We start from the raw sequence: 15,565 nt of genomic DNA, 5'->3' as shown, positions 1-15,565 counted from the left end.
CCATGCGTCGTCATCGACGAGCCAAGATCGTTGCGACCGTTGGTCCGGCGAGCAGTTCCCCCGAGATGCTCGAGGCGCTGCTGCTGGCCGGCGTCGATACGTTCCGCCTGAACTTCAGTCACGGAACGCAGAGCGATCACGCACGCATTCACGCGGCGATCCGAAAGCTGGAACAGGACGTCGGCCGGCCGATCGGCATCCTGATGGACCTCCAGGGCCCGAAGATCCGCGTCGGCACCTTGCGCGATGGCAAGATCGCCGCAGTGGCCGGCGAGACCATTCGATTCGTCTTGTCCGGATCGGAAGGCGACCGAACCGCAATTCCGCTCCCGCATCGGGAGATCTTTGCCGCCGTTGCCCCCGGCCATGACCTTCTGATCGACGACGGCAGGGTCCGCGTTCGCGTTACCGGGCTCGGTGACGATTTCATCGAAGCCAAGGTGATCGTCGGTGGCACGATCTCGAATCACAAGGGCGTCAACCTGCCCGGGACGGTCCTCGATCTTTCACCGCTTACCGCGAAGGATCGCCTCGATCTGGAGTTCGGCCTGAAACTTGGCGTGGATTGGGTTGCCCTGTCGTTCGTGCAGAAGCCCTCGGATATCATCGAGGCGAGAGGCCTCATTGGCGACCGCGCCGGTCTGATGGCCAAGATCGAGAAGCCGGCAGCTCTCGAACGAATCGACGATATCATCCAGCTGTGCGACGCCATCATGGTTGCGCGGGGAGATCTCGGCGTCGAAATCCCGCATGAGGACGTGCCTGGGCGCCAGAAGGAGCTGGTGCGGGCCTGCCGTCTCGCGGTGAAGCCCGTGATCGTCGCCACGCAAATGCTGGACTCGATGGTCGCCGCCCCTACGCCGACGCGTGCGGAAGTCTCCGACGTTGCGACCGCCATCTATGATGGCGCAGACGCAGTGATGCTGTCGGCGGAGTCCGCGACAGGCCGATATCCGCGCGAAGCGGTCGAGATGATGGACCGCATCATCCGCAGCACCGAACAACACAAGATGTACCGCTCGATCGTCGAGGCGACCCAGCCCGGCGAAGAGCAAACGCCACCGCATGCCGTGGCAACGGCGGCGGCCGATCTCGCCTCCGTCGTTCACGCCGCAGCCATTGTGGCCTATACGTCGAGCGGTACCACGGCGGCACGCGTCGCGCGCAAGCGGCCGAGCCGCCCGATCCTCGCCATCACCCCAAGCCGCGAAGTGTCCCGCCGCCTGTGCCTGCTTTGGGGCGCTCACAGCGTGCTTTCCGACGACGTTCAGAGCTATGAGGAGATGGTCGAGCGCGCAACTACATTCGCGCATGCAGAGCAGTTTGCATCAAGCCGCGATCTGCTGGTTGTGGTCGCCGGCATTCCCTTTGGACAAGCGGGAACAACCAACAATCTACGGGTCGTATCGCTGCCCTGAGAGAACCGGCGGCCTGAGCGATTGCATCAACACTGCGCCGTGCGGCAAGATGAACGCGACGGTCGCGCGCCTCCCGATCGCCTAGGCCAACATCGAGATGATCGACTGAAGCTGATCGGATGCCGACGTCACGAGCCCGTCGAACGATGTCTGGCCGTGAGCCGCAGCTCGCAGGATGCATTCCGCAACAGCGGCCTTGAGACCGAACACGGATTGATCCGCCGGCACGCTTGCCATGACCGCATCCAACGCATCGCGCATCGTCTGGATCAGTTCGGCGCTGTACTTCATGGCTATCCTCCGCAGGCTCAAAATAGGCCGGCCGTACGGGGTCGCCACTCACAAGCGCGCGATTCCAAATTGCCTTTTCGTAATGCAGTGACAGCCGTGTGAACTGGTGAGCTAGAGATCTCTCTCGGCAAGCTTGCGAAACGCGTCGGGCACCGAATGAACCGCCTCCAGCGCCGCCGAACCATATCCGATCGCCTCCCAGCCAAAGCGATCGCGGATCCTGTCGATCGCACGGTCCGCCGCCCAGCGGGCCATCCCTGTCGGACTTCCAGGCCGAAGCGCTTCGTCCTCCAGTCCGAGTGGAAGCTCCAATGCAAGATCCCAATGCTCCTCGAGATGCGACACCGAGATCGCCAGCAGCGAGATGATCTTCTCGCCGGGATGGTCGGCAAGAGCAGCGCGCACGAGATTCTCGGCGAGCCGGGCCAGGACGATGGTCGTGCACACCGGCGCATCGAGCGTCATCGAGCGTGTCACCGACTTCAGGTCGGCGAAGCGGACGCGCACCGTCACGGTTCGTCCAGGCCGTGACTTCGCCCGAAGCCGCGTGGCGACGCGGTCGGCGAGATGAAGCAGCGTAGGCCGGATGACTTGCTCGATCGCAGGCTTTCGGCCAAGTGCAGATTGTGCTCCTGCCGATCGCGCGCGCCGGTGTGGCTTGAGCTGTCGCGGATCGCGATTCCAGGCCAGCGCGGCGAGTTTCTCGCCCGCTGCCGGACCGAGCAAGTGCGTCAGCGACCGTTCCGACAATTTGGCGAGCTGACCGATCGTCGCGACGCCGATCGCGTCCAACCGGGTCCTGGTGACCGGCCCTACCCCCCACATCAACTCAACCGGCAGTTCGTGAAGGAAGCTCAGCTCGGCGTCGGGATCAACGACGACAAGTCCGTCGGGCTTTGCGACCTGCGAGGCGATCTTCGCCAGATGCTTGGTGCGGGCGACGCCGACCGAGATCGGAAGGCCGAGCTCGCTGCGCACGCGCCACCGGATCGACGCGGCTATTTCGGCAGGCGTTCCGAACAGGTGAGTGCAGCCGGCAACATCCGCGAACGCCTCGTCGATCGAAATTCGCTCGACCAGCGGCGTGAAGTCGCCGATCACCTTGATGGCCGCATCACCCAGGCGCTGGTAATCGCTGAAATGGCCGCCGACGAAAACAAGTTGCGGGCACAGTTGGCGCGCTTCCCGTCCCGACATGCCGCCATGCACTCCGAAGGCCTTGGCCTCATAGGACGCCGCAAGCACAACCCCGCCTCCGACGGCGATCGGCTTGCCGCGCAGCGACGGCTCGAGCAGTTGCTCGACCGATGCGTAGAATGCATCGAGGTCCGCATGAAGGATGGTGGCTGCGGCTGCCATCTCGACCCGTTCATCCCTGACCTGACCGAAGCCGCCCGTCCCCGGACGTGGAAATTGCCGATAGAACAAAATAGGAACACTCTGAAGTCGAGTCAATCCAGCACGTCATTGTGGCCGACGGCGCCGCGAACGACGCCAGGTGGTCAACGCGCGTTGCCACGCTGCGCGCTTGCCGCGCGAGGGGGTCTGCCGGCGCTTGCTTCAGCCGGCTTCGCCCGATCGCCCCCCGATCTCGGTCCGCGGGAGATCGAGTGGAGAGTTGCTGCGAGGCATCAATGCGAGGCACGTCGGCGGAGGGTTCGAGATACCGCACCGGCTCACTCATCAGCCGGCTGACTTTGCCGCGCAGGGCTTTTTCGGGTAGATATTTTGCAATGACCGACCAATCCCATCAGGTGGACTTCCAAGCTGCGGCCCACCTTTACAAATGGCCTTCTCTCAACAACTCCAGGCGAGAGGATCGCGCGCCCTATATGGTCGTCAACGGAACGCTCGACCAATGCATTCGGGATTTCATGGGCAAGCCCGAGAAGACGCGACATCTTTACGAGATCCGGACCAAGTCGCAGCCTCCCCTCGTCCCCGACGTGCTGTCACCCGAGCATGTGATCGAGCTCTCCAGGCTTCGCGAGTTTCTCTGAGGCGCGCAGCGAACGCGATCCCGACGCGTGTCGTTTGCGGACCGACTTATCCATCTGTCGTAGGTCTGGTGCCGGATTGTTTGCCCCTTGGCGAGCCGGTACACTTGCTTGACTCCCTGACCGACCGACGTCCGCGCCGGCATGATTGATCCGCTTCGACCCCGCTGAGGCTCGCACGTCGCCTGCATGGGAGCGCAACGGCGGCACGGCCAGCTGAGGAGCATCGCGAGGCGCCGCATGAAGTTCAATCTGGCGATCTTGAGTGTGCTGGCCGCAAGGCCCGGGCAGCGGATCGCGATCGACGAGGTCAGCCGCGAGGTCAAGCGCATGATCGCGGCCGGCGATGAAGCCACGCAGTCGAAGCGGCCGTCCGAGCTTGGCGACGCCGACGTCTTCCAATCGGGATGGGCATCGATCAACGATGCGGGCCTGCAGATCACCGATTCGGGGCTCTCGCTGTGGCGCTCGCTTGAAGCCGCCCGCATCGAACAAGGACTCGATCAGCAGGAAACGGAGCGATTGGACGCCGCTGCGGCCGACACGCGCCATTACGTTGCGGATACCGCGATCGACCGCCCCGACGACGTCGATCTCGAGCTCCCCGGCATGACGCGCGAGGACCGCGACGATCGCCAGCCATCCGCCGCGCGCCATTCGGCTGCTGCTCCCGCCATCCCCTCGGCGCACTCTCCGATCGTCCCTGCGCCTGCATTCGGCGCCTTTCAAGAGGCGAACCGCATGGTGGCTGCGCGGCTGTCCGGTCTGGTCAGCTTCCTCGGCACGATCAAGCCGAAATTCGCCGCCGCGCGGCGACGGCGATCCGCGGAGGATGTCCCGGATCGTCGAGGCGGATTGACGGGGCTGGCGGTGGCGTGCCTCAGCCTGATCGCGGTCGTCGCTTGCGTTGCCGCCGCGATTGCACTTGGTCAGCTCTCTTCGCTGAAGTCAGACATCGCCGCGTTGCGACGGGAGATCGCGCCGCTGAGGGAACGCCTCACCAGACTCGAACTGGTCGAAGTCGCAAAACGCGATGCCGCCCAGCAGGAAGATGCGCGAGACAAGGCCGAGGCGGAAAAGAAGCTGCCTGACGGCGCAGGCGAACAGGCCGCGCTCAGCCTCTCGCGTGAAGAGATTCAGTTGATCAGGGAATACATCAAGGCAGCGCCTTCGGCCGGCGCAGCCGTCGCGCCGATCAACGTCGGCGATCCCATCACCGGCGGAATGATTCCGCTGCCTTCATCGCTGACGGAGAAGCTGCCGCGTCTTGTCGGCGCGAGATTTGCAACCCGTAACGGCGCCATCATCATCAGCACACGAAACAGCCGCCGCATCGATGCCGTGCTGATGCCGAACTAGCAAAACGCGCCAAGCGGCCCGCGCCTGGCTCTGCCGAAACGACGGGTTGAGCGGCGTGATCAGGGCTGATTGTTCGGCGGCCTTTCGATGAACTTCCGGCTACCGTTGAGAAGCTCGAGGTTGTTGGCGATGACAGGGTTGCCAGGATCGAGCGAATACGCCTTCTCGAACTTCCGCCGCGCGCCGCTCAGATTGCCGCGCAGCATCAGGGAATAGCCTTGATCGTTGAGGATCTGGACGGTCTCGCCGCCAAGCCGGATCGCCTGCGCATAGGCCTGATCGGCGAGATCGAAGCGGCGCAGCTTGTCATAGCTTGCCGCGAGGCCGACCCAGGCCGTCACGTCCTTCGGCGCCTTCTCGACCGCATCCTTGAAATAGCGCTGCGAGATTCCGTAATTGCCGCGATTGTACTGCTCGAGTCCCATCCGCACCGGTTCGTCGGACGGATAGTATTTGACGTCGGTCGGCTCCTGCACGGGGTCGCCGCCCGGCGGATCCACGGGGGCGACGATGGCCGCCTCCCGCGTCGTGTAGTCACAGGCCCCAAGGCCGGTCGCCAAGCCGCAACAGATCAACGCCGGGGCGAGGCGATGCAATCCTCGCCCCGTTGCCCAAGTCCAGCGCATCCCCCGCACCATTCGAAGATCCATCGCAAAACTACCTACGAAAACAGACGGCACGACCGAAATACCGAGGTCTGCCGAAACCTAACGCCGCACTTCCCTTCCGAATCCCTGCCCCGGCACCTGGCCGACGCCAAAAGGACGTTACCTGCCGCCTCCTCCGACCCCGACGGCCACCGATCCTCCGGTCCCGGCTCCCAATCCGGTCGTGTTGACGTTCTGAATTGTGGTGACGGGCGGCGCCTGGCCCATCGCCTTGGTCGGATCGCCCATGTCGGGGAGCTGATCGAGCGGGCGTTGCTGAGTGCCATAGCGCTGCACGGCACCGTTTGTACGCCGCGCGTCATACGCGAGCCGGCGATCGCCGACATAGGCCGGCCACGGGTGGATCGTGTGGGTGACGGCGTTGACCTCCTTGGCGTTGCCGGCGCTCATCGTGATGGTGTCGGAGCGCTGCACGTAGCGGTCCATCTCGTCGTGCCCGTAGAGGCCGTAGCAGCCGCCGAGCAGGAAAGGTGCGAGCAGAGCGAGGTATCTGACGGTCATCTCTCGCCTCCCTAGTTCAAGGTCTTCACGACCGGCTGGTTCGCACCGACGGCCGGTGGCGGAGCCGGTACAACGGCGTTCGGCGCGATGATGTGACCATAGGGCCCCTTCACATCGCCGCCGGAATTGACGTAGTCGTCGTAACGCTTGCGCACTTCCATCTGGCCATTGAGGAAGAAGTCGACGTCATTGGCCGGCAAGCGCGAATCGAGCGGCGATGCCAGTTGCTGGCCGGGCGCCGCCGGCGCGACCAGGCGCGGCGTCACGATGATGACGAGGTCGGTTTCCTGCTGCTGGTACGACTTGCTGCTGAACAAGGTCCCGAGAATCGGCACTGAGCCGATCCAGGGCAGTTGCGAGACGTCCTGCCGGTTGCGCGTCTGCAGCAGGCCGGCGATGGCAAAGCTCTGGCCGTCGCGCAATTCGACCGTGGTGCGCGCATCGCGGCGGGTCAACGCCGGGATCGTCGTTCCGGAGATGCTCACCGCGTTGGTGAAATCGAGCTCGCTGACCGAGGGCTCAACGCGGAGATTGATCACTCCGCGCGAAAGCACGGTTGGCACGAACGCCAGTTCGACGCCGAACTTCTTGTAGTCGATGGTCACGGTCGGCAGTGCGCCCGGGACCGGCGACGAGGCGACGGGCACCGGGATCTCGCCACCCGCCAGGAATCGCGCAGCATCGCCCGACAGCGTGGTCAAGTTCGGCTCCGCCAGCCGGCGGGCCAGCCCTTTCGTTTCCAGCGCGGTAATCAGAAGGTCCACCGAACCGCCGCTGCTGGTTCGAAGAATGCTCGTCAACAAGCTTCCGAACGGAGGCGCGGCTACGCCGCCAGCGGAACCAACGAGCGTACTCGCCGTACCTAGCAGCGGAATGGTGCCCGGCGGGGGCCCCACGTTCGGCATGTTAACTCGGCCGCTGTTTGTGTTGATCGAACCAACCCCAGTATTGGCAATATTCGATCCACTAGCGTTTGCGGCATAAAGGTTCACGCCGAGATCGCGTCCCGCCTCGCGGTTCACCTCGAGGAAGCGCACCTCGAGCATGACCTGCTGCGGCGCTGCAACGCTCATGGCATTGACGACGATGGCGTCCTTGGGAACGCTGCCCTGGGCAATTGTCATCGCCCGCTCCGCGGAAACGGCATCGGTAGCCATTCCGCTCAGCACAACCTGCCCTTCGGAGGCGGACACGCGAATGCCGCGCGTGCCGGTGCCGGCCTGGATATTCTGCTGCAAATTGCCGATATCGAGCGTCACCTCGACATCGAGAATGCCGATCTGCTTCATCGAGCTGTCGAACAGGATGACGTTGGTGGTGCCGGTCTTCCTGCCCTGGACGTAGATCAGGTGATCGCTCAGCGACTTCACATCGGCGATATCGGGCGAGCCCGCGACGATCGACGAGAACGCCGTATCGACCCTGAAGGTGCGCGACTTGTTGACGGTCACCCTGACGCGCTGGACGTCGCTCATCTCGCTGACGAACACGCCGCTGGACGACGGCGCCCGCCGGTCCGCGGCGACGGCAGAATCGGTGAAATGAAACAGGGCGATTGCAGCGCCAAACGCCATCGCGCTCAAGGCAACCAGCCCAAGTCCCGCATCAACCGAAACGCGACTTCCCATCATGCCAATCCCCTTCGCCGCGTCTCCGCGACGATCCCCGTAAATCTACGACCTCGGCGTCCCGATCACTCCCGTTCGTCCACCACGCCGTAGAGTTTACAGTCTGTCCGACTACAAATCGTTACTCGCAAAATTCCCATTTCCCCGCGCACCGAGCGCTCACCCGGGTCGCAAGGCCGCTAATGGCGGCAGGTCAATCATCCCCCGCCACGCGCCTCGATTGCAAGGAAAGAGGTCCGCCCGGCCGCGGCAACGCGGGAGAAAACTGCCCGATGTTGCCAGCGCGCACCACTTCGGTAGCCCGCCTGGGCTATTGCCCAGCCCGCCCATCGGGCCGAGCCGCCCTGGCAGCCGCCCAGGCCGGCGCCACCGATCAGCCTCGCCGAATCGGGCTCTGCTCAGAACGGAATCGTGGTGGACGCGCTCGGCGCGTTGAGGGACGTGCCCCAGATCGGCATGATCATGGCGAAACCCGCCTGGGATGCCGTCACCGTCAGCGCGGAGCTCCCCGCGGTGGTGGTCACGGTCGGCGTGAGACTGGCGCCATACAGGAAGGGCGCGACGGCCTGCTTCTGTGCAAGCGTCAGATAGTCGCCGGTACAACTGGATGGTGAATTGGACGCCAGCATGGTGGGTGTGTAGCAGCTGATCATGTTCGCCCGGGCCCCGGCATCCGCAAGCAGGCGCAACGATTGCATCGTGATCGCGTATCGTCCGAAATCAAAGACGGCGAAGATCAAGGTGAACAGGGGCACGGCGATGAGGCAGAACTCGAGAGCCGCCACCCCGCGCTGGTCGAGCCTTTTCATCACTGCACCAAGCGCACGGTTTGAACATTCGGCTTCGCTGCCCCATCCGACGTACACTTGCTGTTGTCCAGGGTCGTATTGCCCTGGAAACTCACCGCGTAGGCTATGACCTGATAGCAACCGGTGCCCGGGGCGCTCGACGAGCTGTTGCCTCCGTATGTCACGGGGGCATTCGGGATATAGACGGTGCCATTGAAATAGCTGGTGGAGGTGCCACTGATATTGACGCCCTGCTTCGAATAAGCCTCACCGTCGTAGATCAGAAGATCTGTCATCAGGGCCTTGACCGATGCCGACAATACGGACGGTCCCGTAGGCGACTTCATTGCCGTGAGCTGGATCGTCGGGGTTCCTGTAATGGTGAGCGTTGCTCCTGCGAAAAATATCAGGGTAGCCGTACCGGTTATGGTCGGATTCATGTTGATCTTGACGTTCCCCGAAAAATAGTACGTGCCGTTCAATGCGCCGCTGAACGTCGGATTATTGGAGCTATTGTAACAGCTGCATGTCTCATATGGCTGGGGTACTGCGTTGTTGTTACTGTTCGCGAAATCTGACGTCTTCAACGCGGACAGCGCCGTGTTGACCGCGCTTAAGGGATCAGGGATCGGTTGCTGATAGGTCTGCACGCCCGTGCATTGACTTCCGCCCGTCTGGGAGCAGCCGCCGACCGTGTAGCTCGGCGCATTCACCGAGATACCCGAATTGCCGATGAAGCCGATCGCGTTCGACGCGCTGCTGTCCGACGAAATACCACAGTTGGCCGACGATACCGTAGCGCTACCCTGGAAGGTGACGGGGTCCTTCAACGCCAGCACGCATGGAGGTTTCGCCAGGCTATCGAGCTTGGCGACCGCCGTCGCGGCAATCGTGACCGTCGACAAGCCGAGCACCTGAGCCAAATATCCCGGCTGCTGCTGGCTGATGGTGGCCTGAACGTACGTCCCCGCCACCCCGTTCCACGACGTCAGCGAGGCGACCTGGACGGTCCGCGTGACGCCGCTGGTCGCCACACATCTGGAGCCGGGATAGGCGGTGTCGCCGGAATTGCAGAACGTATTCTGAGCCGCCGCCTGCTTGCCGCGGTAATCATACGTCTGGGTGTTGTTGCAGGTCGTGCCCGGCTGCGGAGCGGCGTCGCACGCCAATCGCAAAGCACCCGCATAGGCCGCCGCATCAGCCGCACCCTGGGCGCGCTGCTGGGTGACGTACCACGACCCGGCTTCACCGCCGAGCGCCATCATTCCGATCAACGGGATCAACGCAATCACGGTTGCGAACGCGGCCGAGCCGCGACGACAATGAAGCATGTTGCGCATGGACCACCTCATTGAAACCGTTCCGAATAGGTCAGCGTGAACGAACAGGGATTGCTATTGCCGCTGGTGCAAATCGCCGATCTCAACACCATCGGCGCCAGCGTGATCGTCGTCGAATACACGTAGTACTTCGGCTGGGACGGATCAGAGTTCGTCGAATCGCAGACCGCATTGCTCTCGCCGCAGATGAGCTGGATGCTGGGGATCGGATAACGGGAATCGGCCTTGGCGAGCGCGGCCGCCGCCCAGCTGGATGCGTTCGTGACGTCGCCCGGCGGGGAGTACTGGATGGATTGTCCAAACCCGCGCAGCGCCGCAAGCGCCTGGATGTATTGAAAGCCCGCCAGCGCGAGGTCGGCAAGCGGCAGCAGAATAACCAGGAACAGGAAAGCGAAAACGAACAGCATCTCGAACGCGACGGCGCCGCGTCGATCCGCGATCAGGGAACGCTTGCCGCTCACACGGCTTTTCCAGCTTCGCATGGTCGCTCACCAGACATAGGGAATCAATCTCCAGCGCGACGCCTCGTAGCTGGAATATTCAGGAAGCGTGCGCCGGAGCACGTCCTCCTCGTAGTGAATTCGCCAGACCTGGATGCAGATGTGCAGAATCAGCAGGCCCACGGTCATCCAGCTCAGATGCTGCAGCACGACACCAAGGAACACGATCTCTTCCGACAGATAGAGCGGATGCTTGATCCACCGGTACGGCCCGGTTTGCACCACCGAACGCGCCTGCGGCACCAGGCTGAACGATCGTCCGAGATGACGAACGGTCACGAGGATCATGATCATGCCGGTCAGCACGCAAACCGCGGACAGCAAATTCGGCAATGCGCCCTCGGTCTTCTCGAAAAACGTGATCGTCCATGGCCAGTATGTGCCGACAAACGCCGCGACCCTCGGCAGCAGGCCTTCGGCCTGCGCCTTTGCGGGGCCCCGGATCAGGATCAGCAGCGCCAGCATCAGGTAAAACACCGCGACCAGGAAGTTCGAGACGAGCGACGGCCATGGCTGCCCCGTCTTCGCAAGATTGGTCGTCACGGCAAGTCCCAACAGCAGGAACCATGCGCTGCCCAGGAATCGGGTCGCCCGATCGTAGGCCAGGTTCGTCGAAAGACTCATTGCAGCTGCGCTCATGGCTCAATTGCCGAGGTTGGAGAATGTACGGATCAAATGAAGGAACGGGCTTCCGCCCAGAATGACGAACATCGCCGGAAGCAGGAACAGCACCATCGGAACGGTGAGCTTGGCGCCCAGTTTGTGCGCCCGCTCCTCGAGCTTGGTGATGCGTTCCCGGCGCAGGTCGACCGCGATGCTGCGCAGCGCCTGACTGAGCGGCGTGCCATATTGCAGGCTCTGGCTGACCATGGTGCCGAAACGACGGAGGCCCTCCGACGTGGACGCAAGCTTCTCGAAGGCGTCGGCACGGTTCGGCAGGATCCGGAGATCATCGAGAAGACCGCGCAGCACGTGGGTGATAGCGGGATTGGTCTCCCGCATCTCCTCCGCCACACGCTCAATCGCGCTCTCCAGGCCCATGCCGGCTTCGCTGCAAACCACAAGCAGATCGATGGTGTCCGGCGTGCCGAGCCGAATCGCAGCATCGAAGCGTCGCTTCACGACCAGCAAGATCAGGCGCGGAATCATGATTCCAAACGCCAAGCCGAGCAGCGTGAAGATCAACACGTCGGTGAACGGCCGTCCAAGAATCTGCGAAATGGAGAAAGCCGCGATCGGCAGCACAAATGTGCTGACCGTCTTGAAGCCGATCCAGATCGGCAGGGTTCGATAGTGATTGAACCCTGCCGACTGAAGAACCATCCTCAGCTGGTCGAGATTTTCCTGGGCGTAGTAGCGCCTGTAGCGCATGCCGACCGATGAAAGCCAGCCGATCAGATCCTTCGAATTCGTTCGATCGGAGATACCCAGCACGGCATTCGAGACACGCGTGTCCAGGGTGCGCAGATGTATCTCGCGAATGACCAGCAGGAAGGTCGCGGCCGCGAGTGCGACGGCAAGCGTGGCAAAACCGAGAACAGTCGTCATAGGGTGGTTTCCCTTCGGACCATCCAGCGGATCACGAAATGCCCAATCAGGACCGAGCACACCGCATAAGCGAGAAGCACGTTTCCTTGTCGGTCAAACAACAGCAGATCGACCGACTGCGGATTGATCAGGTAAAGCAACCCGCCGATAACGACCGGCGCGCAGGTGAGCGCACGCGAGGAGAAGATGACCTCTCCCGCCAGCGCCTTCGCACGGGCCGCCAGCGCGACCCGCTGACTCACGGTCTCGCCCAACGTCTGCAGTGTTTCCGCCAGGCTGCCGCCGGTCTTCAGCTGCACCGCGAGGGTCACCGCAAACATCGCATACTCCGACACCTGCGTTCGCTGATAGATCTCCTCGACGGCCTCCTCGGGCGACCTGCCCAGGTTCAATTCATTACAGACGATGGCAAATTGCCCGGATGTCGGTTGCGGCATCTCGCGGGCGATGGTGCGAAATGCTTCGTGGACGGGCAATCCGGACCGGACGGTGCTCGTCACCAGTTGGACCGCATCGGGAAGCTGCTGGAAGAGCTGATTTGCAAAGCGCCGCTGCTGCCATCCGAACAGACCGCGCACGACCATGATGGCGGCGCCGGCAGCCGCAATGGCCCCATAGGAACCAGGGAACCTCAGGAATCCATTGACGTAGATGATTCCCAGCCCTGCCATGGCCCCTGCAAGCAGCACATAGACCGGTCGCACGACGTGCACGATATCAGGGTGGTAATTGGCGAAGCGCTGGAGCGCACGCCAGCGCGACGTCTTGGCCGCGCGACGGATGGACACCAAGGCTGCCGCTTCAGCCGTCGGCAGCGCAATCTCGAGCTGGCGCTCCATTCGTCTCTGTCGCGCGTCGAGCCAAAGGGTGTTTGCCCCGGCACACAACAGAAGCAGCAGAACGATGATCAAGGGCGTCGACATCAGATGTGCCTCATCGCTTCTGCCCAGGCCCGATCGAGCCCGTAATAGACGAGGCGACTCTTGAACTTCGGAACCGCATTGGTGGAGCGGTAGGTGCCGGATATCCGCCCCTGGACATCTTCGTCCTTGTACTCGAACAACGCGATGTCGTTGGTGGTGATCACCTCGCCCTCGAGGCCGATCACCTCGCTGATCTGCACGATGCGGCGCTGACCGTCGCGCATGCGCTCGACTTGCACAATCAGATCCAGGGCGGCGACGATCTGGGAGCGGATTGCGCGCGATGGCAGGTTGACCTGCCCCATCTGCACCATGTTCTCCACGCGCGTCAGCGCGTCGCGGGTGCTGTTGGCGTGCACGGTGGAGATCGATCCATCATGACCGGTGTTCATCGCCTGCAGCATGTCGAACGCCTCGGCGCCGCGCACCTCACCGACGACGATGCGGTCCGGACGCATACGAAGTGCGTTCCACAGCAGGTCGCGCTGCGTCACCTGGCCGGTGCCCTCGAGGCTGGCCGGACGGGTCTCCAGGCTGATCACGTGCGGCTGCTGAAGCTGCAGCTCCGCCGCGTCCTCGATCGTGACGATGCGCTCGCTATGGTCGATGAACTGACTCAAGGCGTTCAGCAGCGTCGTCTTGCCGGAACCGGTGCCTCCGGAGACCAGGACGTTGAGCCGGCAGCGAGAGGCGATCTCCAGCAGCTGTCCCAGCGCGGCGGTCATCGAGCCGTTCTCGATCATCCCGGCGATGTTCAGACGCCGGTTCGGAAATTTTCGGATCGAGATGCAGGGGCTATGAATAGCCAGCGGCGGCAGGATGATGTTGACACGGCTGCCGTCCGGCAGACGGCAGTCAACCATCGGGCTGGATTCATCCACCCGCCGGCCGACCTGCGAGGCGATCTTCTGTGCGACCGAGGCGATATGATCGTTGTCGCGAAACCGGACCGCAACCCGCTCCAGCTTGCCGGCCCGCTCGACATAGACGTTGCTCGGCCCGTTGATCATGATGTCGTTGATCGTCTCGTCGAGCAGAAGCGGACGCAGCGGCCCGTAGCCGGTCATGTCGTCGGCGATCTCCTCCGCCAGGAAGAGCTGCTCGCGGCCCGACAGCTCCAGCCGCTCCTGGTTGGCGATGCCGTGGATGATTTCCTCGATCTGCCGCCGCAGGACGTCGCGGGGAACGGTCGCGGCCACCGACGGCTCGATCTGCTCGATGACCCGTTCGCGCAGGGATGCCGACATCACCGGATGGTGGGAAGGCTCTTCATGCTTCGGCGCCGATGCAAACAGGCTGGACGCCGGGGACGCCACGCTCGGTTCCGCCGGCGGCAAGGGTGGCGGCACCGGCCGCGCGCTTGGTGCCGCTGCCGGGGCGTCCGGCACCGCTGCGGGCATCCGCACTGGAATTTCGTCTGCGCGCCTGCCGAACTTTTTCATAGCCCGAGCCACCTCTTCCACCCGGCCCTTTTCTTGGCACCGACGCCGGTGATTTCCCGTACGATCGGGGCAAGGTGGCGCCGCAGCCCGGATACGTGCTTCAGAGCCGGAACGCCGAGGTTGACCGCCTGGGTCATTCCCTTGCCGAGATCCGGGATCACCATGTCCGGCTCAGCGCCAAGCGCCTTGACGATCGTCGCCCTCGGCAGACCGCCGGCGCGGTCGGCACGATTGAGCAGGGTAAACACCCGATCCTTGCCCGCGATGTTGGTGACGGCGTTGCGCAGCGCGTGGGCATTGCGCAGGCCGGTTACTTCCGCCTCCAACAGCACCAGCACATGACGGGACATCTGAATGACCGGATAGATCGATGCCGGGAACGGCACCGGCACATCGACAACGACGTAGTTGAACCGCTGACGGAGCAGTCCCAGCACGTGCCGCACGCCGGCTTCGGTGATGTCGAGCTTGGCATCGAGCTCCTCGTCGCCGGAAATCAGGCAGACCCGATCGTTCACCTCGATCGCGGCCCGTTCGAGAAACAGCGTGTCGGCCCGCATCGGGTTTTCAAGGGCGATGCGGAGGCCGGGTCCCGGACGAACACCCAGCATCACCGCGGTCTCGCCGCCCTGCAGATGCAGGTCGAGCAGCGCCACCTTCGCCTTGGTGGTTTCGGCCAGTTGCAGCGCGAGGTTGATCGCGACGCTGGTCGCTCCGGCGCCGCCCTGCGCGCCACAGATCGACACCACGTGCCCGCCGCGGTCATTCTGGGCCGGCGCGACGTCCCCGATCAGCTTGGGACGCAGCTGGTCGAGCACCATATCCCTGGTGATCGGCGTCGGCAGGTATTCAGTAAGGCCGATCTCCATCAGCTCGCGGTAGAAGATGATCTCCCTGTTGTCGCCGATCAGGGCCACCTTCACATCGGGCGGACAGACACTGGCGAGGCGTTCCAGTTCAGTGAAGGGATCATCGATGCCGCTGATGTCGGTCACCAGCGCGTACAGATCGGTGTCGGTCTCGAGCATGCGCGTCGCATGACGGATAGTGCCGCGCCGGATCACCAGATTGCTGCCGTCGAGACCCTTGCGGAGGGCCGCTGCGCTCAGCTCGTCGTTGACGAAGCAGACGATGCGGTTGCGCGCGACAAGAGACGTCGTCT

General features: G+C 63.4%; 16 protein-coding genes. 3 read left to right on the top strand and 13 right to left on the bottom strand.

All coding sequences use genetic code 11. The annotated features are described in order from the left end of the window. Nucleotides 1-2 precede the first annotated feature (2 nt). Nucleotides 3-1,418, top strand: a complete 1,416-nt coding sequence (gene pyk, locus ACVWY5_RS12395) for a pyruvate kinase (protein ID WP_028334099.1) — start codon at nucleotides 3-5, stop codon at nucleotides 1,416-1,418. A gap of 81 nt (nucleotides 1,419-1,499) precedes the next feature. On the opposite strand, the gene ACVWY5_RS12390 is transcribed toward pyk, so the two are convergent. Then, nucleotides 1,500-1,709, bottom strand: coding sequence for a hypothetical protein (locus tag ACVWY5_RS12390; protein ID WP_028334098.1), 210 nt, complete (start codon nucleotides 1,707-1,709; stop codon nucleotides 1,500-1,502). Nucleotides 1,710-1,820: 111 nt separating this feature from the next. Continuing rightward, nucleotides 1,821-3,068, bottom strand: a complete 1,248-nt coding sequence (dinB, locus tag ACVWY5_RS12385; protein WP_028334097.1) for a DNA polymerase IV — start codon at nucleotides 3,066-3,068, stop codon at nucleotides 1,821-1,823. A 374-nt stretch (nucleotides 3,069-3,442) separates the two neighbouring features. Between dinB and ACVWY5_RS12380 the strand changes: the two genes are divergently transcribed. Together ACVWY5_RS12380 and ACVWY5_RS12375 are read left to right on the top strand one after the other, a co-directional pair. Then, the gene (locus tag ACVWY5_RS12380) at nucleotides 3,443-3,709 is read left to right on the top strand and encodes a hypothetical protein (RefSeq protein ID WP_016846025.1); all 267 of its coding nucleotides are present in this window, start codon (nucleotides 3,443-3,445) and stop codon (nucleotides 3,707-3,709) included. A 237-nt stretch (nucleotides 3,710-3,946) separates the two neighbouring features. Then, nucleotides 3,947-5,065 carry a hypothetical protein gene (locus ACVWY5_RS12375; protein ID WP_051376130.1) on the top strand — a complete coding sequence of 373 codons (1,119 nt, stop codon included), beginning with the start codon at nucleotides 3,947-3,949 and terminating at the stop codon, nucleotides 5,063-5,065. Between the two features lie 59 nt (nucleotides 5,066-5,124). Here ACVWY5_RS12375 and ACVWY5_RS12370 read toward each other — a convergent pair whose 3' ends face one another. The 11 genes from ACVWY5_RS12370 to ACVWY5_RS12320 form a co-directional block, all read right to left on the bottom strand. Next, entirely contained in the window at nucleotides 5,125-5,661 is a 537-nt protein-coding gene (locus ACVWY5_RS12370) for a tetratricopeptide repeat protein (protein ID WP_028334096.1), read from the bottom strand. Between the two features lie 171 nt (nucleotides 5,662-5,832). After that, nucleotides 5,833-6,234, bottom strand: coding sequence for a hypothetical protein (locus ACVWY5_RS12365; protein ID WP_028334095.1), 402 nt, complete (start codon nucleotides 6,232-6,234; stop codon nucleotides 5,833-5,835). An 11-nt stretch (nucleotides 6,235-6,245) separates the two neighbouring features. Further along, nucleotides 6,246-7,865, bottom strand: a complete 1,620-nt coding sequence (locus tag ACVWY5_RS12360; RefSeq protein WP_028334094.1) for a type II and III secretion system protein family protein — start codon at nucleotides 7,863-7,865, stop codon at nucleotides 6,246-6,248. A gap of 395 nt (nucleotides 7,866-8,260) precedes the next feature. Then, on the bottom strand, nucleotides 8,261-8,671 hold the full coding sequence (locus ACVWY5_RS12355; protein ID WP_321176795.1) for a TadE family protein: 411 nt from the start codon (nucleotides 8,669-8,671) through the stop codon (nucleotides 8,261-8,263). Then, nucleotides 8,671-9,990: a pilus assembly protein TadG-related protein gene (locus ACVWY5_RS12350; RefSeq protein ID WP_050386265.1), complete on the bottom strand. Its 1,320-nt coding sequence runs from the start codon at nucleotides 9,988-9,990 to the stop codon at nucleotides 8,671-8,673. Before ACVWY5_RS12350 ends, ACVWY5_RS12355 begins: the two co-directional genes overlap by 1 nt. An 8-nt stretch (nucleotides 9,991-9,998) precedes the next feature. Beyond that, entirely contained in the window at nucleotides 9,999-10,451 is a 453-nt protein-coding gene (locus tag ACVWY5_RS12345; RefSeq protein WP_321176794.1) for a hypothetical protein, read from the bottom strand. A 27-nt stretch (nucleotides 10,452-10,478) separates the two neighbouring features. After that, the gene (locus tag ACVWY5_RS12340) at nucleotides 10,479-11,114 is read right to left on the bottom strand and encodes a methyltransferase family protein (protein ID WP_152977789.1); all 636 of its coding nucleotides are present in this window, start codon (nucleotides 11,112-11,114) and stop codon (nucleotides 10,479-10,481) included. 18 nt (nucleotides 11,115-11,132) lie between these two features. Next, a complete protein-coding gene (locus ACVWY5_RS12335) occupies nucleotides 11,133-12,038 on the bottom strand; it encodes a type II secretion system F family protein (RefSeq protein ID WP_028334089.1) in 906 nt (301 codons plus the stop codon). Further along, nucleotides 12,035-12,961 (bottom strand): type II secretion system F family protein, encoded by a 927-nt coding sequence (locus ACVWY5_RS12330; protein WP_038377456.1) that lies wholly within the window; start codon nucleotides 12,959-12,961, stop codon nucleotides 12,035-12,037. The genes ACVWY5_RS12335 and ACVWY5_RS12330 overlap by 4 nt, the downstream gene beginning before the upstream one ends. Further along, nucleotides 12,961-14,403, bottom strand: a complete 1,443-nt coding sequence (locus ACVWY5_RS12325; protein WP_038377454.1) for a CpaF family protein — start codon at nucleotides 14,401-14,403, stop codon at nucleotides 12,961-12,963. Before ACVWY5_RS12325 ends, ACVWY5_RS12330 begins: the two co-directional genes overlap by 1 nt. Next, on the bottom strand, nucleotides 14,400-15,431 hold the full coding sequence (locus ACVWY5_RS12320) for an AAA family ATPase (RefSeq protein ID WP_321176793.1): 1,032 nt from the start codon (nucleotides 15,429-15,431) through the stop codon (nucleotides 14,400-14,402). The genes ACVWY5_RS12325 and ACVWY5_RS12320 overlap by 4 nt, the downstream gene beginning before the upstream one ends. Between the last annotated feature and the right edge of the window lie 134 nt (nucleotides 15,432-15,565).

It is taken from the genome of Bradyrhizobium sp. USDA 3256 (assembly GCF_054058275.1).
This window is presented reverse-complemented; position numbering and strand designations above follow the sequence as displayed.